The organism is Bradyrhizobium sp. Crot121 (assembly GCF_059512385.1).
The window spans coordinates 66,452-92,688 of the sequence record NZ_JCAMOR010000005.1; the positions used below are offsets into that span (position 1 = coordinate 66,452).

The following is a 26,237-nucleotide window of genomic DNA, read 5'->3' on the forward strand; positions in this document are numbered from 1 at the left end:
GCTAGTGGCCTCGCCCTTCGAGACGGCCGCTGCGCGGCCTCCTCAGGGTGAGGAGATAGACTGGGGTCGCAACTCTCTCCATCGTCCCTGTTCGCAATCACCGAGAGCCGTCATTCCGGGGCGATGCAAAGCATCGAGCCCGGAATCCATTTCGTCGCTTGCGCCTGTGGCCTGATGGATTCCGGGCTCGCGCTACGCGCGCCCCGGAATGACATCGGAGGTGCTCACGGCTTGAAGACGTAGCCCGAACCGATCGCCGCGGCCTCCGGGATTGGCGGCAGGTCGGAGAACAGTTCGGGGTGATCCTTCATCACCTTCAGGATGTATTTCGGCTCGATATGCTTGTTGACGTCGAACGTCGCCTTGATGATGCCGAGCCGCGACAGACGGTCTTCGGCGCCAAAGAGCGCGCGATAATTGTTCGCTGACAGACGGCGGTCCGCCTGCTGGATGTTGAACTGCATCGCGGCTTCGGCGATTTCCTGCTTGAGGCCAGGGATCCAACGGGTTGCGACCTGCGCGGCCTGCTTCGGGTTCTTGCGCATCCACTGGTCGGCCTCGGAGACCGCAGCCAGGAATTTCTCGATGGTGTCGCCGTTGGCCTGCACCCATGGACGCAAGGCGACGTTGAAGCCGAGATAGGAGATGACGTCGCCGCCGCGGATGATCTCGACCGCACCGGGCACATCCTTGCCCGCAACGATGGGCCACGGATCCCAGCCGGAGAAAGCGTCGATGCCCTTGGCGAGCAGCGCGACGGTCATGTCCGGCGGCGGCGTGTTCACCAAGGTGACCTCCTCCGGCTTCAGCCCGGCCTTCTCCAGGATGCCGAGGATATAGAGGTGGTTGATGGTGCCGAAGGATGCCGCGATCTTCTTGCCCTTCAGGCTGGCAAGGTCGCCCTTGACGATCCCTGAGCCTTCGCGTGCGACGATCGCCATGGTCGCATCCGAGCCGGCCTTGGTTGCGTTGCCGCTGTAATTGCCGAGCGCAACGAGATCCATGCCGCGCAGCACCGCACCGATCATGGGCACGCCGACCTGCACGATCTCGCTCTCGCCGGCCTGCAGCGCGTTGAGGGCATCGACGCCTGTGGCGTAGGGCCGCGCGATGGTGACGTCGAGGCCGTATTTCTCGAAGAAGCCGCGCTCGAGCGCGATCGGCAATCCGATCTGGTCGATGCCGGTGACCATGCCGGCCTTCAGCTTGGTCAGCGTCTGCGCGCCCGACGGCGTGCAGAGCAGCGCGAACGCCATCGCGAGCAGCAACAATCGTTTCATTCTCCTACCCTCCCGGTTTTATCGGCCCCACCGCCCTCACCCAGTACGGCCGGGCGACGGCGTTGAGGTCCGTTCGTTTGACGCCACGCAATTCAATGGAATGCTCATCAGTGCCCGAGACACGTCCATATTGCTGGAATGCGAGCACGTGGAAACGCTCGGGCGTGAATGGCAGCTCGATCTGCACATTGACCTTCTCGGACGTGCCGGCGAGCTCCGCCGAAATCTTGCCGGGCGCGGCCAGGGTCAGCCAAAGCTGAAAGCCGGCCCAGGCGGCGATGACGCCGAGCACGATGCGGCCCTTGGTCGAGCGGAAGGCTTGCGCGACGAGGCTCATGCGGCGCGCACCATCTGCAGCACGCGCGCGGAGAGCTGTTTGAACTTGTCGTCCTTGACCAGATCATCCCACACCCGCGGCCGCGGCAAATCGATCTCGATCTGGTCGAGGACGCGCCCCTTCGAAAGCACGACGACGCGGTTGGCAAGGAACACCGCCTCCGGCACGTCATGAGTGATGAAGAGCACCGTCGGCTTGCGCTCCTGCCAGATCCGCGTCAGCTCCTCCTGCAAGGTCATGCGCGTCTGCGCGTCGACGCTGGCGAAGGGCTCATCCATCAGCAGCACATCCGGATTGTTGGCGAGCGCGCGCACCACGCCGACGCGCTGCTGCATGCCGCCGGACAATTCATTGGGGTAGCGATGCGCCGCATGCGAGAGGCCGGCGAGCGCGAGATATTCGCGCGCGATGCGGTCGCGCTCGGCCTTCGGCACGCCGCGCATCTTCGGGCCGAAGCCGACATTGTCGAGCACGGTCTTCCAGGGAAACAGCGCAAACGACTGGAACACGACGCCGCGCTCCGGGCCCGGTCCCTTGACCGGCTTGCCGTCGAGCAGGATCTCGCCGCCGGTATAGGGAATGAAGCCAGCGATCATATTGAGGATGGTGGTCTTGCCGCAACCGGACGGGCCAACGACGGAGACGAACTCTCCCTGCTCGACGTCGATCGAGACGTCGTGGACCGCGTTGACATGCGAGCCGGCATAGGGATCGAAATAGGTCTTTGCGAGGTTCTTGAGCGAAAGCGTCTTCATGATGTCACCAATCCCCAGCGCTGGCCGGTCGCGCGCTCGAGCGGCGCGAGGATCCAGGCGTCCACGATGTACCAGAGCAGTCCGAGAATGATCATGCCAAGCAGGATCTCGACAGTGGAGCCGGAACGGCGCGCATCGAACATCATGAAGCCGATACCGCTGGTGCCGACGATCATCTCGACCGCGATCAGCGCGCGCCAGCCATAGCCGAGGCCGTTGCGTAGGCCCGTAATGATGTTGGGCAGCGCGCCGGGCAGCGTCACCTCCCAGAGCACGCGCGCCGGCGAGGCGCCGAGACTGCGTGCGGCGCGCGCGAGATCGCGCGGCACCGATTCGACGCCGAGCACGGTGTTGAGCACGACCGGGAACAGCACGGTGTAGACAATGACGAAGGTCATCGTCGTGAGCCCGAAACCGAACCAGATCAGGAGGATCGGCAGCCAGGCGATGTCGCCGATCGCTTGGAAGAACAACAGGATCGGCCAGCAGATGCGATGCGCCCAGCGGCTGGTGCCGATCAATACGCCCAAGGGAATCCCGAGCGCCATGCCGACGGCGGCGCCGGTGAACAGGCGGATCACGCTGTCGCCGAGATAATCCGGCAGGATGCCTTTGTAGGTCAGCGTGACGAAAGAGTTCACGACATCGACCGGGCCGGGGAAGAACGCACGCGGAAAGATGCCGGCTGCGGCAACCGCGCTCCAGAGCGCCACCACCGGAATGAAGGGGATGATGGCCGCGAGCGCTGGCCAGCGCCGCGTCATCCGTGCGTAACCGCTCCAGCACTGCAACAGAACATTCATGCGCGTCTCACCATGCCCCAGCGCTCGATGGTCGCGCGCTCCAGCGGGACCAGCAGCAGACGGTCGATCAAGAGCCACAGCACGCCGATCACGATCATGCCGAACACGATGACCTCGGTGCGGTAGAAATCGCGAGCGACGAACAGCATGTAGCCGAGCCCGACATTGGTCGCGATCATCTCGGCCGCGATCAGGCCGCGCCAGGCAAAGCCGAGCCCGGTGCGAACGCCGGTGACGATGTTCGGCAGCGCGCCCGGCAGCAGCACTTCCGTCAGCAAGGCCCAGCGGCCGGCGCCGAGCGAGCTTGCGGCGTTGCGCAGCGTGTGCGGGATGGTCTTGACGCCGAGCAGCGTGTTGTAGGCGACGACGAAGAACACGGCGTTGAAGATCACGAAGACGATGGCGCCGAAGCCATAGCCGAACCAGAGCGTGGCGATCGGAATCCAGGCGATGCCGGCGAGCACGGAGAAGAAGCGGAACAGCGGCGTCAGGAACGCGGCAACCGTCGGGCTCACGCCCATCGCGATCCCGAGCGGTACGGCGGTGACGACGCCGATCAGCGTGCCGAGGCCGACGCGCAGCAGGCTCGCGCCGACATGGGCAAGCAGCGTGCCGTCGCGGATCGAATCCATCGCGGCCGTGCCGACCGCGCCAACAGAGGGGAAGACCCGCGGATTGATATCGAACAGCGGAACGACGATGGCCCAGATCGCAACCAGCGCAAGTAGCGGGGCAACGAACATCGCAGCCCCCGCGAGCGAATTGACGCTGCGCGCAAGCCACGGCGATCGCCGCTTCAGACTGCGCGTCACCTCCATGCCGCCTCCCCTGATATGATGCAGCCTTTGCCGGCCTTTATTGTCGTTTATCGCGTCCGTGCCGCCTTAGACACGCGACGCCATGCCTCATGTTGCGCAAATTGTGATGTCGCGCAATCGCCTATCCTGCGTAGATCACCCAGGCGGGAGCCGGACGCCCGGTAAACAACCAAAGGATGTGCGCAGCATCGGATCTCGGCGATCCCTGCACTGCCTCAGCGCGCTACCCTCACACAAGCGAGCAAAGGCTATTCGTCGGTGAATTCATCTTCTTCGTTGACCTTGGCCTTGCGGCTGAACCAGGAGGACTTCTTGCCGCCGAGCGAGCCCGTGACATTGGGGTCGCGCGAGGCATAGGGGTTGCGCGAATTGGCGCGCGCGGCGATCTGCTCGCCGGAGACGGCGGCGGGCTCGCAGATGACGCGGCGGCTGGCGCGGCGCATCAGGTCAACGTGAATGTGATCGTAGTGGAAGCGGTTGGAGCCCGGCGCCAGCACGGTGTTGAACTGCTGGCAGGCCCCGCCCTGGACGTCGCGCAGGAATCCCTGCTCTTCCGGCAGGCCGCGCCAGCCATCCTTCACCGAGATGCGGCGGCCGTCGGCGAGCGTGAAGCCGGCGATGTCGAGCGCATTGCCGAAGGCGTGCTCGGAAATATGCGCACTCGGATTGCCGTTCATGCCGCGGCAGGAATAGGCGGAAATCTGCTTGATCTCGACCACGCGCGCGCCGAACCAGCGCGTCGCCGCGGGCTGCACGGAATCGGCAAGCCAGCGGTCGAGCGCGGAGACGATCGGACAGGCGAGCGTCGCGGTCGGCTTCAGCGTGACCGGGCCGACCGCAGTGACGGGATTGCCGCGCTCCGGCCCGAGCCGCGGCAACGGCGCGGCGGCGCCTTGCGACGGCGAATAAGGCCCGGGGGAATAAGGTGCGGAAGCGCGATCGCGCGGCGGATAGCCTTGCGGTGTGCCATAGGCCGGACCGCCCGGCGGCTCCGGGGAGCCCTCCGCCGGCAAATCGATGTCGTCCTGCTGCGGCGCGACGCCGGGAGCGCTCAGCGAGATCGGCCCGTTCGACGGCGCGCCGTAGCTCGGCTGGCTTGGCGTCGAGTTTGAATAATAAGGCGCCTGCTGCGGCCGCGGGGCCGGTTGCGGCGCGATCGGCCAGCGCGGCTGGCTCCGGCTCGAGCCAATATCGGCCGGCGGACGCAGATCGTCGGCAAAGCCAAAGCTCTGGCTGCCCTCACCGAGCGCAGCGACCTTAAGCGGGAATTGCGCACCGCACGCGCCGGGACCCGAGATCGGGTCGATGCGCACGAGGTCCGGCCCTTCCTTCACCGCTCCGGATTTCAGGCAAGCGACTTCGGCCTCGGCCCGCCAGGGTTCGCGCTCGGCCTGGAAGAAACCGCGACCGCAACCTACCAGCGAAACAAGGACGACGGAGCCGACGAGATACAAACGAACTCCACGCGTCATGCGCGGCAGATTCGGCGAATTTATTTAAGGACTCTTCAACGCGTTGTTTTTACACATCTTTAACCATACGGCCGCCGGCCCGAGACGCCTCAGGCAGGACGGACAGCATCGCTGGCTTTTTCGGCCGGGAACGGTTTGGTAAATTTCTGCGTTCTATGCGGGCAGGCGCAAACGCTGGGAGCGTTCTCGATGGCTATGAGTCTTCTCGTCAGCCGGCTGAGTGTCGTCGCCGCCTATGTTGCGCTCGCCTTTGTCGGCGCGATCGTGCTTGGCCTGCTGTAGGCTTTCCCTGGAAACCTGGATTGGACTTGCGCCCGGCGGCTCTCCCGCCGGGCGCCAGCTTGATTGCTACCAGCTATAACGCACGACGCCCTTGCCGGCGTAGGAGCGCGTAACGTCGGAGAACTCGCCCTCGAAGGTCGCGGCTGCCGACCAGCCGTTCATCCAGTTCAATTCGGCAGACGCGGTGGTGAGCGCGGCATCATGCGCCAGCGCCGCGCCGCCTACGACAAAGGACGCGCCGGGCAGCGTCTGGAAGGTCGCTGCGACATTGCGATCGGTGTTGAAATCATGCGCCCAGGCAAGGCGGCCACGCAAGGTGAGGACCGCATCCGGTATCGCGAAGGACTTGTCGGTTCGCACGCCCAATTCGCTGCGCGGCGCCGTGACGGTCTTGGCGCCGTAGGCCAACGCGAACGCGCCCATGCCGGCCACGACCTGCTCCGCATAGGCCGGCAGATCGAACGTCGTGAACTGTGCGGCGGCATAGGGCGTGACCGCTCCGATCCACGGCGTCAGCAGCCGATAGCCGCCCTCGATGCGGCCCGAATAGGCATTGGCGTTGAACTCAGCGTGCAATCGATGGAGGCCGGCGCCGATCACGGTGCGATCGGTCGTGATGTCCTGCCAGCCATAGGCGAGCGCGCCCAGGACATAGGCCGCACCGACATCGTGGCGCGCGAAGACGCCAGCCTGAAACAGGTCGGAGCGACCGCTGCCGAGCGAATTGGCGACCGAGAAATTGGTGCCACCGCCGGCGAGCGTGAAGCCTACAAGCGTGTTCGGCGCGATCCGGTAGTCGGCGCCGACAGCCGCGCCGTAGATGCGGCTGGACGTGTTGTTCGATCCAAGCGCGGCGTTGCCGTCGGTCGTCTGCGAGCCGCCGAAGCCGGACGCCCAGACACTCCAGCGTTGCAAGGCCTGCACCGGCGGCGGCGCCTTCCGATACACGGCGGTATAGGCATCGCGTTCGGCGCGCGATCGCGGCTTCCGCGCCGACGCATAGGCGTTGGCGCTCTCGGAATCATCATCGGCGAACTGCGCAGCGCCGGGCGATGGAGATACCTTGTCGCCACGTCCGGCGATGGTGGGATCTGTCATGATCCCCATGAACATGTTCATCGCGTTGAAGGTGGTCTGCTGCGAGCCGGTCGACGTCTCGCCTGAGGCCTGCGTCAACCCAGCCGGCGTCAGGCCGCCGAAAGCGACGGGGATGCTGCCGCCGGCGTTGAAGAAGCCGGTCAGCACGTTCGCCAGCCTGGCCTGATTGATGTTGAGGCCGGAGTTGGGCGCAAAGTTGAGCGCAAGGTCCAGATAGACGTTGTTGGCGTCATAGTTCAGGCCGCCGCTGACCGAAGGCAGGTTCGTCGCGACTGATGAAGCAAAGGTGCCGCTGACGCCGCCGCTCGCGTTCAGGATGGTGTAGTGCTTCTGCAGGGACGCACCGAGCAAGGACACGTTCACAGCCGCGCCGCCCGGCGTTGCGGTGCCGGTGACGTTGGTTCGACTGGCGCCTGTGCCGTCGACCTGCACCAGATAGGTCGAGGCCGCCGTGAAGCTGAGATTGCCCTGCACCGTGAGCGTGCCTGACGTCGTGGTCCCGGGGGCGAGGACACCGCCGCTGACCGCAGTGTTGCCGACACTGCCGATGCCGCCGAGCGTACCGCCATTATTGACCGTCACGTCGCTGGCCAGCGCGCCGTTCACGAGCAAGGTGGCGCCGGCGAACACGCCGGTGCCGTTCTGATAGGTCTGTGCGTCGGTGATGGTCCACCTGCCGCCCTGCACGTTCAACGCCTGGAAGTTGATGACGTTCGACAGCGTGCCCGAGCCCGGGCCGAACAGGTTGATGGTGTTGGTGCCAACGCCGCCGTCGATCCGGCCGACGATGCTCGAGCCGCCGTACAGATTGAGCGTGTCGTTGCCGCCTTCCATGCTGATGGCACGGCTGGAATTGCCGATGATCACGCCGTAGTTGGAGAGAACGTCATCGCCCTCGCCGGTCTGGATCGCCGCGCCGTCGCCGCGAATGAAGCGGGTCGAGCCGGTGCCGGTATAGGTCACGCCATTGAGCGTGCCGACCGAACCGGGATCGGGATTGCCGTTCTGCAGCAGCGTCGTTCCGTTCGGGTTCGGGATCGTGCCATTGCCGATGATGGTGCCGTAGTTGACGATGGTGTCCTTGTCGGCGGCGGTACCGGTCTTGTTCTCGGAACGGATTGCATAGCTGTTGTTGCCGACAACTATGCCGCCGGCATAGTTGACCAGATCAAGCGCGGACGATCCGCTGCGCGAACCATCGGGATTGGAATCATTGTTGACGACGATACCCGCAGCGGCCCCCGAAATGGCGCCATAGTTGCGAATCGTGCCGCCGCCGATCGCAAGACCTTCGCTGTTGTTGAAGCGGAGGCCATCATCCGCGCCTTTCGCGCCCGTGCCCTGGATGGTGCCGTAGTTCGTCAACGTGAGCGCGAAGTCGACATCGATGCCGTCGCCGTCGCCGCGCGCCGACGTGGTATCGATCGCGCCCGTGATGGTACCGTAGTTGGTCACGACAGCATTGCCGCCGGACCCGACGCCCGAGCCGTCGCGGCCGATGATGGTGGCTCCGGCCTCGTTGTAGACTGTGATGTTACTGCCGACGTCGCCAGCGGTGCCACTCTTGGCGCCCGAGATCAGGCCGCCCGCGTAGTTGTAGACGGTGCCGCTATGCCCGAGCTGCAGGTCGATGCCGTCGGCGCCGGGACGGTCCGTCGGCTCTGGCGCCGAATTGGCGACGATCTGGCCGTAATTATAGACCGTGAAGTTCTGGCCCGGCCGCATCGCGTCGGCATTATCGGAAGTGATAAGGCCGCTGGCACGGTTGGTGATGGTGACCGTCGCAGCGCTCGAGGTCAGGTTGTCGAAGTCGAGCGCCTGGCCGGTCGCCGACTTGATGGTGCCGGCGTTGTCGATCGAGAACGATGCCCTCGTGCTCGAATTGGTGCTGCCGGAGCCGTTGATCTGGATGGCATCGTCAACCGACTGGATGATCGCACCGGCATTGTTGACGATCGCGAGCGAGGCGACGTTGTCGAGGTTGGTATTCGCGCGAATCGCGCGGGCGGAGCCGTCGATCAATCCGGAATTGGTGATGGTGGTGGTGCCCGCACCGATCCGCATCACGTCATTGCCGAGCGCCTTGAGCGTGCCGCCGGCTTCGTTCGTGATCGAGAACACCGCCGCGTTCGAGGTGACCGAGTTGAAGTCGAACACACGACCGTTGTTCGTCGACTGGATGGTCCCGAAATTGTCGACCTTGACCGTTCCGCTGGTGAGACCGCTCTGGATCCGGAACGCATCGTTGGACGATGTGAACAGCGCATCCTTGTTGTTGATCAGCGTGAAGTTGCCACTGATCGCGCTGTTGGAGGTATCGATGCCGCGCGACGTCGCGGAAATCGTGCCGTCGTTGGTGATGACCACGCCGGGCGAAGCAAGCCCGGTGGTCCATGTGATCGCCGTCCCGATGACCGAGAGCGTGCTTCCATCCGCGACAAAACCGGTATCGGTATTCGAGACCGTCTTCGCGGTCGCCGGATCGTCCGGTGGCACACTGAAGCTTGCAGCTAAGGCAGAACCAAACGCGATAGACGACGCAGCAACAACCAATGCGAGCTTGCTCGCATGGCTCAACAATTCAACTTTCACCACCAGTCCCCTGAAACCTGCGGTGCGCGGCAATCTGGAGTCTGCATGTAACAGTTTGATAACAACGCATTTGCGTGTAAGACATGCGTGACACTTGTGATATAATTACAACGAGCGAAGATCTGACTTGTCTTCAAAGCCTGAACGACCCGGCGTCGCCGACCAGACGTTGCAGCGCGCCGCGTTGGCGCTGCAGATGCAGCGGCCCGACGAGGCCGCGAGATTGGCGGCAGCGGTGTTCAAGGCGAACCGCGGCAACGTGGCGGCCGCGGCGCTGCTTGGCCGCGCGCTGATGCTGCAGAACCGCTTCGATGAGGCGATCACTCCGCTGCAGAAGGCCTCGCGTCGCGGCGACGACCCCGCATCCGAGACCCTGCTTGCGGCGGCGTTTGCGGCCACCGGCCGGCGCGACGACGCGCTTGCTCTCCTGCGCAAAGCGATCACGCGACGGCCTGCCTTCCCGCCGGCTTTCCTTGAATATGCCGGCCAGCTCGCATCGGGCGGAAAGATCGACGAGGCGATCGCCGCGCTCGAACAGGGTCTTGCGCTCGCGCCTGGAATCGTCGAGCTGCAACTTCGTTTGGCAACCCTTTACATCGGCCGCAACAAGCGTGCCGAGGCGCGCGCGTTGCTGCAGCAGTCGGCAGCTGCCGCGCCTGCGCGCCCCGACGTGCTGGCCGAACTCGCGCGCGTGATGGTGCTGGACGGTGACTACGCCGCGGCCGTCGATGTCTTCCACCGCGCCCTCGCGCTGCGCCCGGATGATGCGCCAACGCGCGCCAATCTAGGCATCTGCCTGATGGAGATGGGTGAGCGCGCCGCCGGCGAGACAAGCCTGCGCGAAGCCGCACGCGGCAGGCCGGACATGACCGGTCGGGCGATCATGTCGCTCGCCGCTTCCTCGCACGGCCGCTTCTTCCTGCGCCCCAGCGCCGCGGCGAAATTCTTGACCGGCTAGCGCCTGTACGGACAAATCCGGTTCTGCGCGTCAGAAACTCACCAATCGCACCATCGCTTGCTTGCGGCGTATGACCGATGAAACGATTGGTCCGAGCAAATGAAATACTTCAGCAACAGCATTTGTGCAAAAAGCAATAAAATCGGGAGCTCGGCGACAACTGCAGATATGCCGAGACGCTTTACGATGTGACGGCAGCGTTGGGGCGATATCTCGTCCAGATAGCCGCAATCAGCGATGAGGCAGGTTTTCGGTGAGCAGCTTACGAAACATCATCGACGTTCATTCGCATCCCATTCTGCCCATTGGCAAAAAATTACCCGTCGGCTCGCCAGAAAAGATGCCTCAGTGGTCGGTCGAACGCGCGCTATCTTTTATGCAGGAACACGGCATAGCCGCTTGCATTCTCTCAGTCCCGGATGCGGCCAACTACGCAACGGGCAAAGATGGGCGTGATATCTCGAGACGAATAAACGAAACCTTGGCAGACATTGTCTCGCGACATCCAAGCAGATTCGGAGCGCTCGCCACCATACCCGGCTTGGATGCTGAAGCAGCGTTGGCCGAGATTGAGTATGCGCTAGATGCACTGAAAATGGACGGTGTCGCGACGTCAACGAGCATCAATGACGTGTATCTCGGCGACCGGCTATTTGATCCTTGGTTCGCAGAGTTGGATCGGCGGGGCGCAACCCTGTTTGCTCACCCCACGTTCACGAAGGCGTCACAGCCGGTGCTGAATGGCTTGAACCCTAGCGTGCTTGAATTTGTGTTTGATACCACGCGCATGGTCACGAACTTGGTCGTTACCGGCACCAAGAAACGCTTCTCAGACGTCAAAATCATTGCGACACACGGCGGCGGCACAATTCCATTTCTCGCATCAAGGATTCAGGTACTTGAACACACGTTTGGAGTGGGACCCGGACTGCTTGAACTTTCCCCACAGGATGTGAACGACGGTCTTGCCTCATTCTATTATGACTTAACGGGCGCTACGTCCGAGGCTCAATTATCAGCGATTCTAAAGCTCGTTCCGGTCTCTCAATTGTTAATTGGCCTTGATTTTCCTCTGATGCCGCGGTTTGCGCCGGCGCTCGATGACATAGCCGGATATCCACAGTTCGACGCAGATGATTTGCAGAGTCTTTGTTTCGGCAATGCCGGACGATTGTATCCAGCCTTAAGGGCGCGGGTGGAGCGACAACGTTAGCGCGAAGCGAGCCTGCGAAGCATGCGCGGCAGGCCGGAGATGACAGACCGCGCGATCATGTCGCTCGCCGCCCCCTCGCGCGGCCGCTTCTTCCTGCGCCCCAGCGCCGCGGCGAAATTTTTGACCGGCTAATCCGGGAAGCCTGCTGAGCCGAACCAGACCTGTTGCGTGCTCAGTGCAGCGGCGCGATCACACGAACGGGGCGCTCAAACCCAGCCCAGTTCCTTCAGCGCCATGCCTGAATGCCATATCTTCGTCATATGGCTGATCTTGTCGCCAGTAAATTCCATCACGTAGACGTAGTCCGAATTCGTCTTTTTGCCGGTCGGCTCACATGGACCACCGGGACCGGTATGGGTGCCCGAAAAGACGGCATAGGCTGCGACGTTGTTCCGTTCGGTGTCGGTGGCGAAGGATTTCACCTGATAGCTGCCGTCCGGCAAAGTGGTCATTACCCCCTTCATCCAGTCAGTATATTCCGCAAGAGTCTTGATACCGGCAAGCGGTTCGGCCTGAGCGGCGAAAGTCGCATCTGGAGCACAGTAGATCTTGCAGATCTCCCAACCCCTTCCAGTTTCGCAAGCGGCAAAGAAATCCTTGGCAATTGCCGTGATGGACGCCATGCTGCTTCCCCTGTGTGCTTGGATGGATGTCTCTTGTTTGGCACTTCGGCCATGTTGCTGGCCGCAAGCAAATCGAGGTTGATCAGCGTTTCGCGACCTTGTCGTAGGTTGCAATGATGCGCTTCAAGTCATCATATTCGTTGCATTGTATCAGGCAGATCCGTTCGAGAGCAGCGAGATGCTCATTGGCTTTGGCAGGATCGCCTTGGGTCAAGTAGGCTTCGCCCAAATGTTCATGTGCGCTGCGGTGCCGGGGATTTAACGCTAGAGCCTGCTGATAATGCCGGATTGCCGGATCGAACTGCCGCAGGCGCCGATAGGCGTAACCAAGGTAGTTCTGAATGTCGGCATTGCGGTCATCACGGAGCGCAGCGGATGTAAGCGCCTTGATTGCTTCATCCCATTCGCCCGCGACGATCGCTCGTTTCCCCGCCGCGAAATCCGGATCGAGCACCGCCCAATCCGCGGTCTCCACCATCGATCCCATCGTCGAGCAGATCGGCCAGGCGTCGACTGCAATCGCCGCGTCGGAACGGACCGCGTCTCCGCGGACGGCCGCGACCTGATCGTGGCGACCGGATGCGGTCAGGATGTACGCCGCCGCCACTGCGGTCATCACGCCCATCACGGCGGCGATTAGGATTGATCGCATCATGGTCATCATGCCGGTTAGCCGGTTGCCGCACATCTGTGCGCGGCAACCGTCCCATTCACTGCTGCATCAACGATGCCTTGGCCTCGCTGATCTCCAGCCGATCCGTGTCCGCGTCTTTCGTCATCTCGGCAAGCTTGCGGTAATACCGCGCGGCTTTCTCCGGCTGATTTATGGCCTTCGCCGCGGTGGCTGCACCGTACAAGCCGCGCAGCCGATTGGGCGCCGACACCAGCGACGTCTCGTACTCCGTCAGCGCTGCTCCCGGTTGCTGCTGTTGAAGCAGCAGGTCGCCCAACAATTCCCGCATCGGATACAGTCGGTTCTCCATCGCGATGTGCTTCTCGCTGTCATCCTCCAGGTCCGCCGCCGTTCGCATCAGCTTCACCGACGTCTCCCTCTCCCCCTTGGATTGCGCAATCCAGGCCGACGCCGCCAACATCTGGATTTCGACTTGGTTCGCCCAATAAGACTGGCTTGCGTTGTCCAACGCAGCGTGAAGCTCCTTAAGTTTGGCGACATCGCGCTCGGCTGCGGCGAGGTCGCCGCTGCGGGCCGATCCCATGGCGCGGGCAAAATAGGTGATGGCCTCGGCCTGTGGAAATTGGCTGCCTCTCGGCTCGAGCACTGCCGCTTCCGTCCATGCCTGACGTTCCAACGCAAAGCGCGCCGGCACCGCCGCAAGAGCGGTATAGCTGGCGAGATAGTCAAACCCGAGCTTCTTTATCGCATTACTCTCGTCGCGTAGCTGCTTCGCTGGTCCCTCCTGTCCCATCTGCAGCAGGGCGTACTCCATGAAATCCAGATGGTGCGGCTGACCTGGATGTGCCGCCCCAGGCCAGAGCTTGGCGGCTTGCGCTTCGGCGAGCGCGAGCGATTTCGTGTTCGATGCGACCGATTGCGTCCACATCCCGAGCATGGAATAGGTGTGCGAAGGCATGTGCTGGGCATGCTGAGACGCGGGGGCGACCTCGGCATATCTGTTGGCGGCATCAAGACCGCGCTGCGCAAGCGTCGGATAATCGTAGGTGTGGATCAGGTAGTGCAGCACGCCCGGATGCTCCGGCAGCTTCGCCTCGACCTTTTCGAGGATCGTGCCGGCCTTGAGCTGATTGGCAAAGGTCTTGTCGCTGTGCAGGGCCGTCTCGTTGAGGGCGAGCGCATAAAAAACGGCCGCCTCCGGATCATCCGGATATTTCTGCATCAGCGCTTCCATCGCCTTTTCGTAGGCAAGCCCGCGCTTGGTTTGATCGACTTTGTCAAAGTCCTTGTAGTAAACCTCGATCGCGTTGAGCCAGTCGCGCTCGCGCTCGGTCTTGGCACCGATCGCCTTGCCCTTCTCCACCGCCTCCCATCCATTCTTCAAAGCGGCGGCGGTGAGCGGCAGGATCAATGGGTTGGGACGGCTGCTTATGGCGATGCCCCAGTACGCAATGGCACATTGCGTATCGGCGGTCGCCGCTTCGGTGAAAACCTGGATGCTGTCCGGATAAAAGAATGAATGCACCATCGCCAGGCCGCGATCGAATTTCTCTTGCGCCTGCGGCGTACACGAGGTCTCGAAGTGCACGCGGCCAAGTCCTTGCGCCCAGGCCGCGGTGGCGAAGGTGCTTGCCAACAGCGCTGTGACGAACGTTCCCAAATTCGGTCTCATGGCGCTCTCTCCTTTGGGTCGAAATGGCAGTTTCAGCGCAATCACCGCCGCGCGGTCGTGCGCAGTGCAAATGCTCAGTGAGAGACCGGCATAAAAGGATTGTCGGTTTTAGGAGCGTGCGATGCTTGCCGACAGCATCTTTCGCTGCCCATTCGGCTCTAACGGAGACGTCGGCAAATCCCGTCTCGAAAGGCAGCTCTAGGAAAGGAGGGTACACGATCTCGCGCCCAGCCAAAAGAGGTTGCATGTCGTGCCGGGCGCGGCCTATTCGACCGAACTGATAGCCGAAACGTCCATTGGGGCTCAAAAGGCGAAGCGGGCGGGCGCGTCTAACGAGCACAGTCTCTGATGTCGTGCATTCAGAAAATCGCAGCGTTCACTTTCGGAGTAAGCTTGATGATCCTGGCTGCCGGTCTGAGCGAGCTGGGCCTGTAGCACGACCGTCGCCTGCGAGTGGCTCACGATCGGGCGACGAAGATGAGCTTCAAGACATCCATCGAGTTCAACCGAAGGAGTTAGCATGTCCCCGCTCACCTCGCAGATCCTCTCACGGCGCGGCTTCTGCGTATGCTGTGCCGTCGCCGCCGGCTTCGCCACCAGTCGTGGTTGGTTGAGGCCCGCCGAAGCCTTCGCGGAGGCGCGCAACATCGTCGATACGATCCGTGACGCAGCCGCGACGATGCCCATCGAGGTCCACAAGCTGCGCGGCAATGTGACGGTCATCGAAGGCTCCGGCGGCAATATCGCCGTTCTCACCGGCGAGGACGGCAAGCTGTTCGTCGATGCCGGCATTACCGCGACGCGACCGCGCATCCTGGAGGCTGTCAACAGCCTAAGCCGCGATCCGATCAAGCACCTGATCAACACCCACTGGCACTTCGACCACACCGACGGCAATCAGTGGCTCAACGAGGAAGGGGCCGCCATCCTGGCTCACGAGAACACACACAAACATCTGCTGTCCACTCAGAGAGTGGAGGATTGGGACTACACGTTTCCTTCTCCGCCCTTGGCCGCGGTGCCGACCGAGGTGTTCTCTTCGGAAAAGCGCATCAGCATCAACCGCTCCACGCTCAATCTGAAGCACTATGGCCCGGCGCATACGGACAGCGACATCTCGGTCAGCTTCGCCGAGGCTGACATCCTGCATTGTGGGGACACCTATTGGAACGGCATCTATCCGTTCATCGACTATTCGACCGGCGGCAATATCGACGGGATGATCAAGGCGGCCGAGCAGAACATAGCCGCCGCCGGAAGCAACACCATCGTCATCGCCGGCCACAACCTGCCCAACCGTGCCAGCGCCGTGAGCAACAAGGACGAGCTGATCGCCTATCGTGACATGCTCGTCGCCATCAGAGAGAAGGTCGCAACGCTCAAGCATTCGGGCCGCGCGCTCGATGAGACTATCGCAGCCAAGCCAACCGAGCAGTTCGACGCGAAATGGGGCCAGTTCCTGATCACGCCGGCCCTGTTCACCCGGCTGGTCTACGAGGGCGTCTGATACCCCTCAGCGCAGGAGCGTTGCTAGCACGCTCGGCTCGCTTTGAGGTGCAACGAGCTCAAGCTCGGCGCCTCCTCGATGCGGATGGTTTGGACCAGAAGGCGATTTCAGGCGCACAAACTGTGACGCGCAGCGCTCGGTTGTTATCTTAGAATAGTTCTTATTTCTTTTCGCACTCCTCGCCAAAGCAACTTCGAACGATTCAAAATTTCGGAGGTGGAATTGCACCGTTCGCCTCGTGTTTAAGTGTTGGTCGCCGCGCGCCATGAAGCTCGCGGCCAACAAGATTATTGGGGCGTAGAGAAACATGATGAGAGTATCGCAGGCGAGGCTTCGGCTATTCGCCTCGGCCAGCTATGTCGCGTTCTATCTGTCCATCGGCGCAGCGGACGCACAGGCACAGACAGCACCGAGCCAAGGGGGAGCATCCTCTCTGCCTGCAGTTACAGTCGACCCGCCAGAGACGCGGCGACGTCCTGCGTCGCCGGCCGCGCGCAGTTCCACGAGCGCAGGACGGACGCGGCGGCCCCAAGCTGCACGCCGGAACGAAACCGCGCCGGCCGCGAGCCCGCCCCCGGCGGCCAGTTTCGGCCCGAGCCAGGACGCTCGCACCGGCACGGTCGGCGTCTATGCCAACAGCACGTCGGTCGCCACGAAGACGAACACGCCTTTGATCGACATCCCGCAGTCCGTCAGCGTCGTGACCAAGGAGTTCATCCAGGACCAAGGATTTCAGACCCTGACCGATGTGACGCGCTACGTTCCCGGCGTGGCCATCCACCAGGGCGAGGGCAACCGCGACGAGCTTGTCATTCGCGGTGTGGACTCCAGCGCGAACTTTTATGTCAATGGCTTCCGCGACGATGTGCAGTATTTCCGCGACCTCTACAACGCCCAGAGCGTCGAGGTGCTGAAAGGGCCGAGCGCACTGACCTTCGGACGCGGCGCCGGCGGCGGTCTCGTGAACCGGACGCTGAAGGAGGCGGATGGCACGAGAATTTACCAGGCGGCGGCGCAGACCGGCTCCTACAACGACAGGCGCGTGTCACTCGACGCGGGACAGGCCGTGAACGAGAACGTCGCCGTACGGCTGAACACCTTCTACGAGAACAGCGATACGTTCCGCGACTACGGTCACTTCGAGCGATATGGTTTCAATCCGACCGTGACGCTGAAGCCGACCGACGACACCAAGATCAAGCTGAGCTACGAATACTACCACGATGAGCGCCTTGCGGATCGCGGTAACCCGTCGCTCGGTATTCCAGGCGGCGCCACGCGCTTCAACCCGACGGTACCGTTCGCGCCCAATGGCGATTTGACGACGTTCTACGGCAGCCCAATCTACAACCAGGCAAGGGTCGACGTGCAGACCGGCATTGCCGTGATCGAGCATGATTTCGGCAACGGACTGACGGCAAAGAACTCCACGCTCTACGCCGACTACAACCGTGGCTATCGCAACGTCTATCCCGGTGGCACCGGCGGCGGTCCAGGCGGCGGCGCGGTGACGCCGGATCTTACGCAGGTGTCGCTCAACGCGTACCAGAACGACACCCCCCGCGAGAACGTCTTCAACCAAACCGACTTCATCTACAAGACGGCGACGGGGCCGGTCTTTCATACCGTCGCGTTCGGCACCGAATTCGGTCGAGAGACCGGCCTGTCCAGGCGCGACTCCGGCATCTTCCCCAACAACGGGAACAGGGCTTTCGATGTCGTCAATCCGTTCAACCCGACCTATTTCGGACCGGTGCTGTTCACCCATCTTCCGAGCGACGCCAACAGCAAATACCGGCTGAATATCGCCTCAGGCTATGTGCAGGACCAGATCGAGGCCACCCGCTGGCTGCAATTCTTCCTCGGTGCCCGCTACGACAGCTTTGACCTGTCGGCGTTCGATTTCAATACCAACATCAACCGCAGCAGGGTCGATGAGAAGGTCTCTCCGCGCGTTGCAGTTATCGTGAAGCCAATCGACAACCTTTCCGTCTACACCGCCTACAGCACCTCTTTCTTGCCCGCGTCCGGAGATCAGTTCAGCGCGCTGAGCCCTGGGACGCTAATCTTGCAGCCGCAGAAATTCGAGAACACCGAGGTCGGGGTCAAATGGAACATCCAGCCCAAGCTGCTGTTCACGGCGGCCCTGTATGAACTCAATCGTACGAATGTGCCGATTGCCGATCCCAACAACCCCGGCTTCTTCTTCGCCAACGGCGCCAACCAGATCCGCGGGTTCGAGACTGCGGTCACGGGTTACATAACGCCCGATTGGCAAACAGTTTTCGGCTACGCCTATACCGACGCGCGCGTCACCAGCGCGACCTCGCCAACGATCGTGCCCGGCAATCGCGTGCAGCTCGTGCCCTTCAATCAGTTCGCCTGGTGGATCAAGTATCAGATCGATCAGCGATGGGCGGCTTCTCTCGGCATCATCTACTTCTCGGATTCATTTGCCTCGTCTGACGATACCGTGCGGCTGCCGGGCTTCTGGCGTTTTGATGCGGGCCTGTTCGCCAAGATCGACGAGACGTGGAGCGCCCAGCTCAATGTCGAGAACATCTTCAACACGGGCTACTGGGCGACCGCCGACGGCAACAACAACATCTCGCCGGGCCAGGGTCGCACGTTCCGCGTGCTGGCGCGGGCGAGGTTTTAGCTTCGCTGCCGGTCGCATCGTGTTCACAGCCTTAATCCCGGCCGGCCGCGCCGCATAGCGGTCGGCAGGAATGCGCATGACTCCTGTGCAACGCACACCGTTTGTACCAGCGAATCGGCGGGGCGTTGTGATAATATCGGCCCACAATCACGGGGAGTATCCAGATGCCCGAAGCAGAGATTGGCTGGATTGCAGCAATCATAATTGGTGGCTTGGCCGGTTGGTTCGCCGAGATGTTCATGAAGTCCGGCACCGGCATTCTGATGAACATCATCCTTGGTATCGTTGGCGCCGCGTTGGCAAACTGGCTGCTCGGCCTGTTTGGCATCGCGCTCGGCGGATGGATCGGCTATCTGATCGCCGGATTCATCGGCGCCTGCATTATCATCTTCCTGTGGCGGGCAATCAGGGGCCGCACCGTTTAGACGCCAGGACTTCGGTTCTGGTTGAATCAGAACCGGACTCTCGATTCGTCTTTTGACGCGTTTCCTTCACGCGAACGGCATCCACTTCGCTCGAAAGCGCTCTGGCTCTGCATCTGAACAACTCAAAATCGTTCTACGCGGCACTCAAGGGGAGGATTTCGTGGAGCAGATTCTTATCAATCTGGTCGCGGGTGCGATCGGCGGAAACGCGGTGGGAAAGGCGTCCCCGAACTTCGATTTGGGCACGCTGGGCAACACGATCGCCGGCCTCGTCGGCGGCGGTGTTCTGGGTCAGATCATCACGCTCGTATGGCCGGCGATCGCCACATCGATCCAGAGCGGGAATTTCGACATTGGGTCAGTCATTGCCCAGCTAGTCGGTGGCGGCGCAGGTGGTGCGATCCTCACGGCCGTCGTCGGAGCCATCAAAAACCGATCCGCCTGAAAGCTGAGGCCAACGGCGAGCGCGCGCTATTCTTCTGGCGCCAGACGGACGATCTGGCGCCCGCCATTCATCGCCTTGAGATTGTTGACGTACTCCTCAGGACGCTGCCAGCGGTGAGGAACTTTCAATCCCATGAAACTGGCGATTTCACCGATAAACCCGGTGCAATTGAATGTTTCAGCGTTCCAGACCGGTGAATTGGCCTGCAATTTCTTGATGTATGCGAACACGCGTTGTGCGTCCGCCTCATTCAGGTAAACCCGGTAATTCGCGGTCAGATAGTCCGGATCAAGATCGCCATAGCTTGCCCCGGTCTCTGCTGGCACCAAGGTCAAATGACCGAGGACATAGGCAAAGGTCTCTCCCGCAGGGGTCAGGCCCGCAACCTCGACCGCCCGCTCGCTCGTCTTTCCATACCAGACGAAAGCGTGCCCCCAGCTCGCCGCCGTTCGGGCTCTGAAATCAACGTAGTATGGACCCTTTTCGGATCTCGACGCCGACTTACGTGTCGACCGCGGCGCCGGTTGCGATTCTGTGACCGCGTCATTGGAAACAAGCGCATTCGCGTTGGCGGTGCGCTTGTAGGCCTCCTCCTGAGCAGAAGCCGATTGGATCGTGGTTGGGAGCAAAACAGCGAGAGCTAATCCCGCAAGTAAGCATCGTCCTGATCTCGTCAGGCTGTTTACCACGCTTTGCCCCCTTAACCGTCGACGATAAAGCTCAGGATTCAACGAGAGCCGAATCAGTAGCGCGGCGCGACGATAGGCGTCTTGCCGACGGGGGTCTTCCCGACCGGGGTCTTGCCAATCGGCATCTTGCCGATCGGAGCCGCCGGATAGGCGGGCACGGGCTCACGGCGCGGAAGGTCGGCCGCGCTGGCGGCGGTCACCAGGGCGAAGGTCGCGCCCACTGCAATCATAATCTTCTTCACGGTACTTCTCCCCAACTTAGAACGAACCAGGCGGTAACCTGCGCTCCTCCCGACCATGCACGACGGAATGCGACGGCAGTGCGGCAGATCGGACCGGTTTGAGGAATAGCTTCACAGTGCGGCACATATGACACACCCGTCACGCCATCCTTGCGCGGGCAAGGCGCGGTAGCGACACTCACGCAACAGTGAACGTGACGATTGGAGGGATTTCTGATCATGGGTGCCTCCAGATGAATGGAGGTTTGGAATGCCCCCCTACGCGGTCCTCGCGCTCGCTATTGTCGTCGAGGTTGTCGCAACGAGCGCGATGAACGCCTCCGCGGGATTCACCAGACTGGGCCCTTCTCTATTGGTGGTAATTGGCTACGCTCTCGCCTTCGTGTTACTCGCCAAGACCCTTGATCGCATACCGCTCGGCATCGCCTACGCTGTTTGGGCGGGCGGCGGTATCGTATTGGTCGCGCTCATTGCGTGGGCGATCTATGGACAGCGCCCCGATTTTGCGGGTTTTGTCGGGATGGGCCTGATCGTGGCCGGCGTCCTGGTTCTGAACCTTCTGTCGAAGACATCCGTCCACTGACCGGCCGGGAGCTACTACACCTCAAGCCATTCCTTGCGGACGGCTTCGTTGGCCCTGAGCTCGTCCGGCGTGCCTTCGAACACGATCCGGCCATGGCCCATGATGTAGACCCGGTGCGAAATCCTGAGCGCGATGGACAGCTTCTGCTCGACCAGCAGGATGGCAACGCCCGCCTTTGCGATATGCGCGATCAGGTCACCGACCTGCTGCACGATCAGCGGGGCCAGTCCTTCGGTCGGCTCATCGATCATGATGAGCTCTGGGTCTCCCATCAGCGTCCGGCAGGTCGTCAGCATCTGCTTCTCGCCGCCGGACAGCACACCGGCGGGCGTATCGGCGCGCGCCGCGAGGTTGGGGAACATGTCGAGCATGTCCTGCAATCGCCATTTACCGGGTCGACGCGTGTTCTTGATGCCGAGCAGCAGATTCTGGCGGACTGTCAGCCCGGGGAAGATGTCGCGATGTTCCGGCACATAGCCGAGGCCTAAGCGCGCGATCTTGTGGCTCGGCAGCCCGGCAATGTCCTGGCCCTTGAAACGGATGGTCCCCTGCGGCGCCACCTCGCCCATGATCGCCTTGACGGTGGTGGAACGGCCGACGCCGTTGCGGCCAAGCAGGCTCACCACCTCCCCGGCTGCGATGTCGAGATCGACACCCTGCAGGATGTGGCTCTTGCCGTAATAGGCGTGCAGATCCCTGACCTCGAGCATCAATGCGCCTCTTCGCCGAGATAGGCTTCCTTGACCTTCGGGTTGGCCCGGATCTCCTCGGGCGTGCCGGAGGCGATGATATGGCCGTAGACCAGGACCGAGATGCGGTCGGCAAGGCCGAACACCACGCTCATGTCGTGCTCGACGATCACGAGCGTACGCCCCTCGGTGAGGCGGCGGATCAAGGCGACGGCGCGTTCGGTTTCCGCGTGGCTCATGCCCGCGGTCGGCTCGTCCAGCATGATGACATTGGCGCCGCCCGCGATGGTGATGCCGATCTCGAGTTCGCGCTGTTCGGCGTAGGTGAGAAGTCCCGCCGGGACGTCGCGGCGGTGGCTTAAGTGAATGTCCTCCAGGATTTCGGCGGTGCGTCGCCGCACCTCCGGCAGGTCGTCCACATTCTTCCAGAATGCGTAACGATGGCCCGTGGCCCAGAGCACGGCGCAGCGGACATTCTCCCACACCGTCATGCGGGCGAACACGTTGGTCACCTGGAACGAACGCGACAGGCCGCGCCGATTGATCTCGAACGGCCGCAATCCTGAAATCACATTGCCATTCAGCCGGATCTCACCCGAACTCGGGCTGAGATAGCCGCTGATCAGGTTGAATGTCGTGGACTTGCCGGCGCCGTTCGGACCGATGATGGCGTGGCGCTCCCCCTGCGCGACGCTCAGATTGAGGTCCTTGATGATGCTCACATTGCCGAAGTGCTTTTCGACGGCACGAACTTCGATGGCTGGCGTCACGCGAGATACCCCCGGTCACGGGCGATGCTGGCGGCACGGTCCCAGGCCTCGGCGATGCGCCGCCAGGTGATGCGGGCGACGATGAAGCCGCCGACGACGAGGACGGCCGCTATGCCCCAGGTCGCAGGCGCAGTGGTGTTGAAGGGAATGCCGAGCAGCTTGACGATGTTGCCTTCGCCGCCGGTGACCGTGTAACGCGCCACGGTCTCGATCGACAGGATCACGCCGCAGGCCAGTGCCAGCGTCGGCAGCGCCGCGACCAGATAGGACGGGATCACCATGCCGAGCGTCCCCGCGCGGATCAGCGGCCGGTGCATCATCAGGAGGCCGGCGATGCCGCCCGGCGCGAACATCACGATGCCGATGAAGATGATGCCGAAATAGAGCTGCCACACGCTGGTCAGGCTGGTCAGCCCGAGTTGCAGATAGGTGACGAGGATCGCGCCCAGGATCGGACCGAAGAAATAGGAAGCGCCGCCGATGAAGGTCGCGAACAGCACCATGCCGGACTGCACCGCGCCGAGATAGGCGGAGTTCGCGATCTCGAAATTGATCGCGGCGAGACCACCGGCGATGCCGGCGAAGAAGCCAGCGAAGCAATAGGCGAGATAGCGGACGACGTGAGGATCGTAGCCGATGAACTCGACCCGCCCGGGATTATCGCGGACCGCGTTGCAGATCCGCCCGAGCGGCGTGCGGGTCAGCGCGTACATCGCCACCGCCGACACTAGCACCCAGAACGCGATCAGATAATAGACCTGGATTTGCGGCCCGAAGGTCCAGCCGAAGATATGCGGCAGCGCCGTGCGATCAGTGCTGATCCCGGATTCGCCCCCGAAGACGCTGCGCAGGATCAGCGACGAGGATGCGACCAGTTCGCCGATGCCGAGCGAGATCATCGCGAACACCGTGCCGGCGCGGCGGGTCATCACCCAGCCGATCAGGAGCGCGAAGGCGAATCCGCCGAGGCCGCCGACCAGCGGAATCAGGGGCAGCGGGATCGGCCATCCATGCGCGGTGACCGCATTCATGGCATGGACGGCAGCAAAGCCGCCGAGGCCGTAATGAACCGCATGGCCGAACGACAACAGCCCGGTCTCGCCAAGGAGGATGTTGTAGGACAGCGCGAAGATGATCGCGATGCCGATCAGGCTGAACGAGGTGAGCGAACCGCCGGAGGAGAAGATCAACGGCAATACGACGAGTGCGATCGCGGCGATCACCCACAGGCCGTAGAAGCGCAGGTTTTGGCTGGATGGCTTCGGAGTGATATCAGACGCGGAGGTCACGGTGCTGGTCATGTTTCGCGCGTCCCGAGCAGGCCCATGGGACGGACGATCAGGATGACCACCAGCAGCACATAGGGCAGAACCGGCGCGATCTGGGCGATGGTGACATTCCAGATATCGGTGAGGACCGAAGGCCCGATGCTTGGATCCAGCGGCCCGAACGCGCTGGCGAGCGAGCCGTTCAGCGCAACCGCAAAGGTCTGCACCAGCCCGATGAAGAGCGAGGCGATGAATGCGCCCGGTAGCGAACCGAGCCCGCCGAATACGATCACGACGAACAGGATGGGGCCAAGAAGAGCGGCCATGTCGGATTGCGTCACCAGCGCCGGACCGGCGATGACGCCGGCAAGACCGGCAAGCGCGCTGCCGACGCCAAATACAAGCATGAAAATGCGCCCGACATTATGGCCGAGATGCCCGACCATGTGGGGATGCGTCAGCGCCGCCTGCACGATGAGGCCGACCCGGGTGCGCTTGAGCGCGATCAACAGCGCGACGAAGATCAGCACCGAAATCGCCAGCATGAAAATCTTGTAGGCGGGATAGTTGGTGGAGAAAATCGTGAAGGCCGGAAAGTCGAGCGCCGCCGGCACCCGATAGTCCACCGGGCTCTTGCCCCAGATCATCGAGACGATTTCCTCGATGGCGAAGGCGAGCCCGAACGTCAAAAGCAATTCGGCGACATGTCCGTGCTTGTGGGTGTTGCGCAGTCCGTAACGCTCGACTGCCATGCCGACCGCACCCACCAGTAACGGCGCCAGCACCAACGCAGGCCAGAACCCGATCCACTTCGTGAGCTGATAGCCGAAGAACGCGCCCAGCATGTAGAAACTGGCGTGGGCGAAATTGAGCACGCCCATCATGCTGAAGATCACGGTCAGGCCGCTGGACAACAGGAACAACAGCATCCCGAACAGGACGCCATTGAGCGTGGAAATCACGATCAGCTCAAGCACGGTTCATCCATTAGCATCTGTCCCAGCGTGATCGCTGGGCAGAGACTCGAAGGCCCCCATTCACTCCGGCAAACAGCCGGCGGCGCAAACGTCCGTCCCGCTCCGATATCGGAACGGGACGGATGCGCCTATCACGGCCGCGTCATCTTGCAGGTGGTCGGCAGCATGGTCTGTGGCGTGTCGATCTTTGCCGCCAGCCGCCAGCCCCAGCCGGTGTTCTCCTCGTCGAACGGCTCCTTCTCGCTGCGGGTGCCGAATGAGGAGATGTAGATCGGCTGGAAGAACTGATGGTCGTCCTTGCGCATCACGCCGCTGCCGCCATCGAGAACCTCGAACTTCAGGTCCTCAAGCGCGGCGGCGACCTTCACCGGATCGATCGAGTTGGCTTTCTCGGCGGCGGCCTTGAACATGCGCATCTCGTTCACCGCGCGCGGATACCAGAGCGACAGGCCGACCTTGGCGCGGAACGCCTTCTCGAATTCCATCGCCGCCGGGTTGTCCGAGTTCGGGATGCCCTCGCTGATCTGGAACACCTGATGATCGAGACCGGTCTGCTTGATCGCAGTCGGGCCACCGGCGCCGCCGGCATAATAGGTGTACCAGTTGACCTTGAGCCCGGCATCGGCGGCCGCCTTGAGCAGCAGCGCGAAATCCTGTCCCCAATTGCCGGTCACCACGCTATCGGCGCCCGAGGCCTTGATCTTGGCGATGTAGGGCGAGAAGTCGGTGACCTTGAGCAGCGGGTGCAGCTCGTCGCCGACGACCTGGATGTCGGGCCGCTTCTCTCCCAGCATCTTGCGGGCCTGGGTCCGTACCGACTGGCCGAACGAATAGTCCTGGTTGATCAGGTAGACTTTCTTGATGGCCGCATTGCCCTTCATGTAGTTGGTCAGCGCTTCCATCTTGACGTCCGAGTTGGCATCCCAGCGGAAGTGCCAGAAGCTGCACTTCTCGTTGGTCATGCTCGGATCGACCGCGGCATAGTTGAAGTAGAGCACTTCCTTGCCGGGGTTGCGCGTGTTGTGCTTGGTCACGAAGTCCGCCAGCGCCGCGCCGACCGAGGAGCCGTTGCCCTGGGTGATGTAGTGGGCGCCTGCATCGATGGCCTTCTGGGCCTGGATGAGGCTTTCCTGCGGATTGGTCTTGTTGTCGAGCGGTATGATCTCGACCTTGTGGCCGAGAATACCGCCCTTGGCGTTCAGCTCATCGGCCAGATATTGGAACGTCTTCAACCCGCCTTCGCCGACACTGGCGCCGCCTCCGGAGAGAGGATCGATGTAGCCGATCTTGACGGTCTCCTGCGCGTAGGCGGCACCACCGAGCATCGGCAGGGCCAGGGCAATGACCCTCGTTATTTTGAGCATTTTTTGTTTCCTCGCTTGCGTCTACTCTAGCGCTAGCGCCTGTTGCGCAGCACAATTTCGGTCATACTGAGCAGAATGATCC

General features: G+C 62.3%; 24 protein-coding genes. 7 read left to right on the forward strand and 17 right to left on the reverse strand.

The window, feature by feature from the left end; translation table 11 throughout:
- Positions 1 to 224: 224 nt before the first annotated feature.
- The 7 genes from AC5ZGW_RS07540 to AC5ZGW_RS07570 form a co-directional block, all read right to left on the reverse strand.
- Positions 225 to 1,280: an ABC transporter substrate-binding protein gene (locus tag AC5ZGW_RS07540; protein ID WP_130227681.1), complete on the reverse strand. Its 1,056-nt coding sequence runs from the start codon at positions 1,278 to 1,280 to the stop codon at positions 225 to 227.
- A 4-nt stretch (positions 1,281 to 1,284) separates the two neighbouring features.
- The gene (locus AC5ZGW_RS07545; RefSeq protein WP_130227682.1) at positions 1,285 to 1,617 is read right to left on the reverse strand and encodes a hypothetical protein; all 333 of its coding nucleotides are present in this window, start codon (positions 1,615 to 1,617) and stop codon (positions 1,285 to 1,287) included.
- Positions 1,614 to 2,372 carry an ABC transporter ATP-binding protein gene (locus tag AC5ZGW_RS07550; protein WP_028168081.1) on the reverse strand — a complete coding sequence of 253 codons (759 nt, stop codon included), beginning with the start codon at positions 2,370 to 2,372 and terminating at the stop codon, positions 1,614 to 1,616. Before AC5ZGW_RS07550 ends, AC5ZGW_RS07545 begins: the two co-directional genes overlap by 4 nt.
- Complete coding sequence (locus AC5ZGW_RS07555) at positions 2,369 to 3,175, reverse strand: ABC transporter permease (RefSeq protein WP_130227683.1); 807 nt, start codon at positions 3,173 to 3,175, stop codon at positions 2,369 to 2,371. Before AC5ZGW_RS07555 ends, AC5ZGW_RS07550 begins: the two co-directional genes overlap by 4 nt.
- A complete protein-coding gene (locus AC5ZGW_RS07560; protein ID WP_130227684.1) occupies positions 3,172 to 3,993 on the reverse strand; it encodes an ABC transporter permease in 822 nt (273 codons plus the stop codon). The genes AC5ZGW_RS07555 and AC5ZGW_RS07560 overlap by 4 nt, the downstream gene beginning before the upstream one ends.
- A 248-nt stretch (positions 3,994 to 4,241) precedes the next feature.
- Positions 4,242 to 5,465, reverse strand: coding sequence for an extensin-like domain-containing protein (locus AC5ZGW_RS07565; RefSeq protein ID WP_463327849.1), 1,224 nt, complete (start codon positions 5,463 to 5,465; stop codon positions 4,242 to 4,244).
- 348 nt (positions 5,466 to 5,813) lie between these two features.
- Positions 5,814 to 9,341, reverse strand: coding sequence for an autotransporter outer membrane beta-barrel domain-containing protein (locus tag AC5ZGW_RS07570; protein WP_496113893.1), 3,528 nt, complete (start codon positions 9,339 to 9,341; stop codon positions 5,814 to 5,816).
- 223 nt (positions 9,342 to 9,564) lie between these two features.
- Between AC5ZGW_RS07570 and AC5ZGW_RS07575 the strand changes: the two genes are divergently transcribed.
- Positions 9,565 to 10,395: a tetratricopeptide repeat protein gene (locus AC5ZGW_RS07575; protein ID WP_245474756.1), complete on the forward strand. Its 831-nt coding sequence runs from the start codon at positions 9,565 to 9,567 to the stop codon at positions 10,393 to 10,395.
- 253 nt (positions 10,396 to 10,648) lie between these two features.
- Positions 10,649 to 11,608: an amidohydrolase family protein gene (locus tag AC5ZGW_RS07580; RefSeq protein WP_130226436.1), complete on the forward strand. Its 960-nt coding sequence runs from the start codon at positions 10,649 to 10,651 to the stop codon at positions 11,606 to 11,608.
- A gap of 206 nt (positions 11,609 to 11,814) precedes the next feature.
- Here the strand turns inward: AC5ZGW_RS07580 and AC5ZGW_RS07585 are convergent, their stop codons facing one another.
- From AC5ZGW_RS07585 to AC5ZGW_RS07595, 3 genes are all read right to left on the reverse strand, one after another.
- On the reverse strand, positions 11,815 to 12,231 hold the full coding sequence (locus tag AC5ZGW_RS07585; protein WP_130226437.1) for an ester cyclase: 417 nt from the start codon (positions 12,229 to 12,231) through the stop codon (positions 11,815 to 11,817).
- An 82-nt stretch (positions 12,232 to 12,313) separates the two neighbouring features.
- Complete coding sequence (locus AC5ZGW_RS07590) at positions 12,314 to 12,709, reverse strand: tetratricopeptide repeat protein (RefSeq protein ID WP_165435258.1); 396 nt, start codon at positions 12,707 to 12,709, stop codon at positions 12,314 to 12,316.
- Positions 12,710 to 12,941: 232 nt separating this feature from the next.
- On the reverse strand, positions 12,942 to 14,537 hold the full coding sequence (locus tag AC5ZGW_RS07595; RefSeq protein ID WP_130226439.1) for a hypothetical protein: 1,596 nt from the start codon (positions 14,535 to 14,537) through the stop codon (positions 12,942 to 12,944).
- Between the two features lie 520 nt (positions 14,538 to 15,057).
- Here AC5ZGW_RS07595 and AC5ZGW_RS07600 point away from each other — a divergent pair.
- The 4 genes from AC5ZGW_RS07600 to AC5ZGW_RS07615 all read left to right on the forward strand — a co-directional run bounded on the left by AC5ZGW_RS07600 (position 15,058) and on the right by AC5ZGW_RS07615 (position 19,573).
- A complete protein-coding gene (locus AC5ZGW_RS07600) occupies positions 15,058 to 16,044 on the forward strand; it encodes an MBL fold metallo-hydrolase (RefSeq protein WP_130226440.1) in 987 nt (328 codons plus the stop codon).
- A gap of 310 nt (positions 16,045 to 16,354) precedes the next feature.
- Complete coding sequence (locus AC5ZGW_RS07605) at positions 16,355 to 18,703, forward strand: TonB-dependent receptor (protein WP_130226441.1); 2,349 nt, start codon at positions 16,355 to 16,357, stop codon at positions 18,701 to 18,703.
- Positions 18,704 to 18,867: 164 nt separating this feature from the next.
- Positions 18,868 to 19,128, forward strand: a complete 261-nt coding sequence (locus AC5ZGW_RS07610; RefSeq protein ID WP_028168090.1) for a GlsB/YeaQ/YmgE family stress response membrane protein — start codon at positions 18,868 to 18,870, stop codon at positions 19,126 to 19,128.
- A 52-nt stretch (positions 19,129 to 19,180) separates the two neighbouring features.
- Positions 19,181 to 19,573 (forward strand): hypothetical protein, encoded by a 393-nt coding sequence (locus AC5ZGW_RS07615; RefSeq protein WP_349645087.1) that lies wholly within the window; start codon positions 19,181 to 19,183, stop codon positions 19,571 to 19,573.
- Between the two features lie 26 nt (positions 19,574 to 19,599).
- On the opposite strand, the gene AC5ZGW_RS07620 is transcribed toward AC5ZGW_RS07615, so the two are convergent.
- Positions 19,600 to 20,262 carry a hypothetical protein gene (locus AC5ZGW_RS07620; protein WP_035692188.1) on the reverse strand — a complete coding sequence of 221 codons (663 nt, stop codon included), beginning with the start codon at positions 20,260 to 20,262 and terminating at the stop codon, positions 19,600 to 19,602.
- Positions 20,263 to 20,315: 53 nt separating this feature from the next.
- The gene (locus tag AC5ZGW_RS07625; protein WP_028168093.1) at positions 20,316 to 20,504 is read right to left on the reverse strand and encodes a hypothetical protein; all 189 of its coding nucleotides are present in this window, start codon (positions 20,502 to 20,504) and stop codon (positions 20,316 to 20,318) included.
- Between the two features lie 250 nt (positions 20,505 to 20,754).
- Here AC5ZGW_RS07625 and AC5ZGW_RS07630 point away from each other — a divergent pair, with 250 nt between their 5' ends.
- On the forward strand, positions 20,755 to 21,087 hold the full coding sequence (locus AC5ZGW_RS07630) for an SMR family transporter (RefSeq protein WP_130226442.1): 333 nt from the start codon (positions 20,755 to 20,757) through the stop codon (positions 21,085 to 21,087).
- A 14-nt stretch (positions 21,088 to 21,101) separates the two neighbouring features.
- Here AC5ZGW_RS07630 and AC5ZGW_RS07635 read toward each other — a convergent pair whose 3' ends face one another.
- The 5 genes from AC5ZGW_RS07635 to AC5ZGW_RS07655 form a co-directional block, all read right to left on the reverse strand.
- Positions 21,102 to 21,797 (reverse strand): ABC transporter ATP-binding protein, encoded by a 696-nt coding sequence (locus tag AC5ZGW_RS07635; RefSeq protein ID WP_028168095.1) that lies wholly within the window; start codon positions 21,795 to 21,797, stop codon positions 21,102 to 21,104.
- The gene (locus AC5ZGW_RS07640) at positions 21,797 to 22,546 is read right to left on the reverse strand and encodes an ABC transporter ATP-binding protein (protein WP_028168096.1); all 750 of its coding nucleotides are present in this window, start codon (positions 22,544 to 22,546) and stop codon (positions 21,797 to 21,799) included. The genes AC5ZGW_RS07635 and AC5ZGW_RS07640 overlap by 1 nt, the downstream gene beginning before the upstream one ends.
- Positions 22,543 to 23,847, reverse strand: a complete 1,305-nt coding sequence (locus AC5ZGW_RS07645) for a branched-chain amino acid ABC transporter permease (protein WP_130226443.1) — start codon at positions 23,845 to 23,847, stop codon at positions 22,543 to 22,545. The genes AC5ZGW_RS07640 and AC5ZGW_RS07645 overlap by 4 nt, the downstream gene beginning before the upstream one ends.
- Positions 23,844 to 24,791, reverse strand: coding sequence for a branched-chain amino acid ABC transporter permease (locus AC5ZGW_RS07650; RefSeq protein ID WP_130226444.1), 948 nt, complete (start codon positions 24,789 to 24,791; stop codon positions 23,844 to 23,846). Before AC5ZGW_RS07650 ends, AC5ZGW_RS07645 begins: the two co-directional genes overlap by 4 nt.
- 131 nt (positions 24,792 to 24,922) lie before the next feature.
- Positions 24,923 to 26,155 (reverse strand): branched-chain amino acid ABC transporter substrate-binding protein, encoded by a 1,233-nt coding sequence (locus tag AC5ZGW_RS07655; protein WP_130226445.1) that lies wholly within the window; start codon positions 26,153 to 26,155, stop codon positions 24,923 to 24,925.
- Positions 26,156 to 26,237: the final 82 nt, after the last annotated feature.

What these genes read in the sequence shown, in the direction of transcription:
- AC5ZGW_RS07610 (WP_028168090.1), top strand. Translation starts at nt 18,868, where the DNA reads ATGCCCGAAGCAGAGATTGGCTGGATTGCAGCAATCATAATTGGTGGC.
- AC5ZGW_RS07600 (WP_130226440.1), top strand. Translation starts at nt 15,058, where the DNA reads ATGTCCCCGCTCACCTCGCAGATCCTCTCACGGCGCGGCTTCTGCGTA.
- AC5ZGW_RS07545 (WP_130227682.1), bottom strand. Translation starts at nt 1,617, where the DNA reads ATGAGCCTCGTCGCGCAAGCCTTCCGCTCGACCAAGGGCCGCATCGTG.
- AC5ZGW_RS07540 (WP_130227681.1), bottom strand. Translation starts at nt 1,280, where the DNA reads ATGAAACGATTGTTGCTGCTCGCGATGGCGTTCGCGCTGCTCTGCACG.
- AC5ZGW_RS07655 (WP_130226445.1), bottom strand. Translation starts at nt 26,155, where the DNA reads ATGCTCAAAATAACGAGGGTCATTGCCCTGGCCCTGCCGATGCTCGGT.
- AC5ZGW_RS07550 (WP_028168081.1), bottom strand. Translation starts at nt 2,372, where the DNA reads ATGAAGACGCTTTCGCTCAAGAACCTCGCAAAGACCTATTTCGATCCC.
- AC5ZGW_RS07605 (WP_130226441.1), top strand. Translation starts at nt 16,355, where the DNA reads ATGAGAGTATCGCAGGCGAGGCTTCGGCTATTCGCCTCGGCCAGCTAT.
- AC5ZGW_RS07565 (WP_463327849.1), bottom strand. Translation starts at nt 5,465, where the DNA reads ATGACGCGTGGAGTTCGTTTGTATCTCGTCGGCTCCGTCGTCCTTGTT.
- AC5ZGW_RS07630 (WP_130226442.1), top strand. Translation starts at nt 20,755, where the DNA reads ATGCCCCCCTACGCGGTCCTCGCGCTCGCTATTGTCGTCGAGGTTGTC.
- AC5ZGW_RS07645 (WP_130226443.1), bottom strand. Translation starts at nt 23,847, where the DNA reads ATGACCAGCACCGTGACCTCCGCGTCTGATATCACTCCGAAGCCATCC.
- AC5ZGW_RS07560 (WP_130227684.1), bottom strand. Translation starts at nt 3,993, where the DNA reads ATGGAGGTGACGCGCAGTCTGAAGCGGCGATCGCCGTGGCTTGCGCGC.
- AC5ZGW_RS07590 (WP_165435258.1), bottom strand. Translation starts at nt 12,709, where the DNA reads ATGGTGGAGACCGCGGATTGGGCGGTGCTCGATCCGGATTTCGCGGCG.
- AC5ZGW_RS07585 (WP_130226437.1), bottom strand. Translation starts at nt 12,231, where the DNA reads ATGGCGTCCATCACGGCAATTGCCAAGGATTTCTTTGCCGCTTGCGAA.
- AC5ZGW_RS07555 (WP_130227683.1), bottom strand. Translation starts at nt 3,175, where the DNA reads ATGAATGTTCTGTTGCAGTGCTGGAGCGGTTACGCACGGATGACGCGG.
- AC5ZGW_RS07635 (WP_028168095.1), bottom strand. Translation starts at nt 21,797, where the DNA reads ATGCTCGAGGTCAGGGATCTGCACGCCTATTACGGCAAGAGCCACATC.
- AC5ZGW_RS07595 (WP_130226439.1), bottom strand. Translation starts at nt 14,537, where the DNA reads ATGAGACCGAATTTGGGAACGTTCGTCACAGCGCTGTTGGCAAGCACC.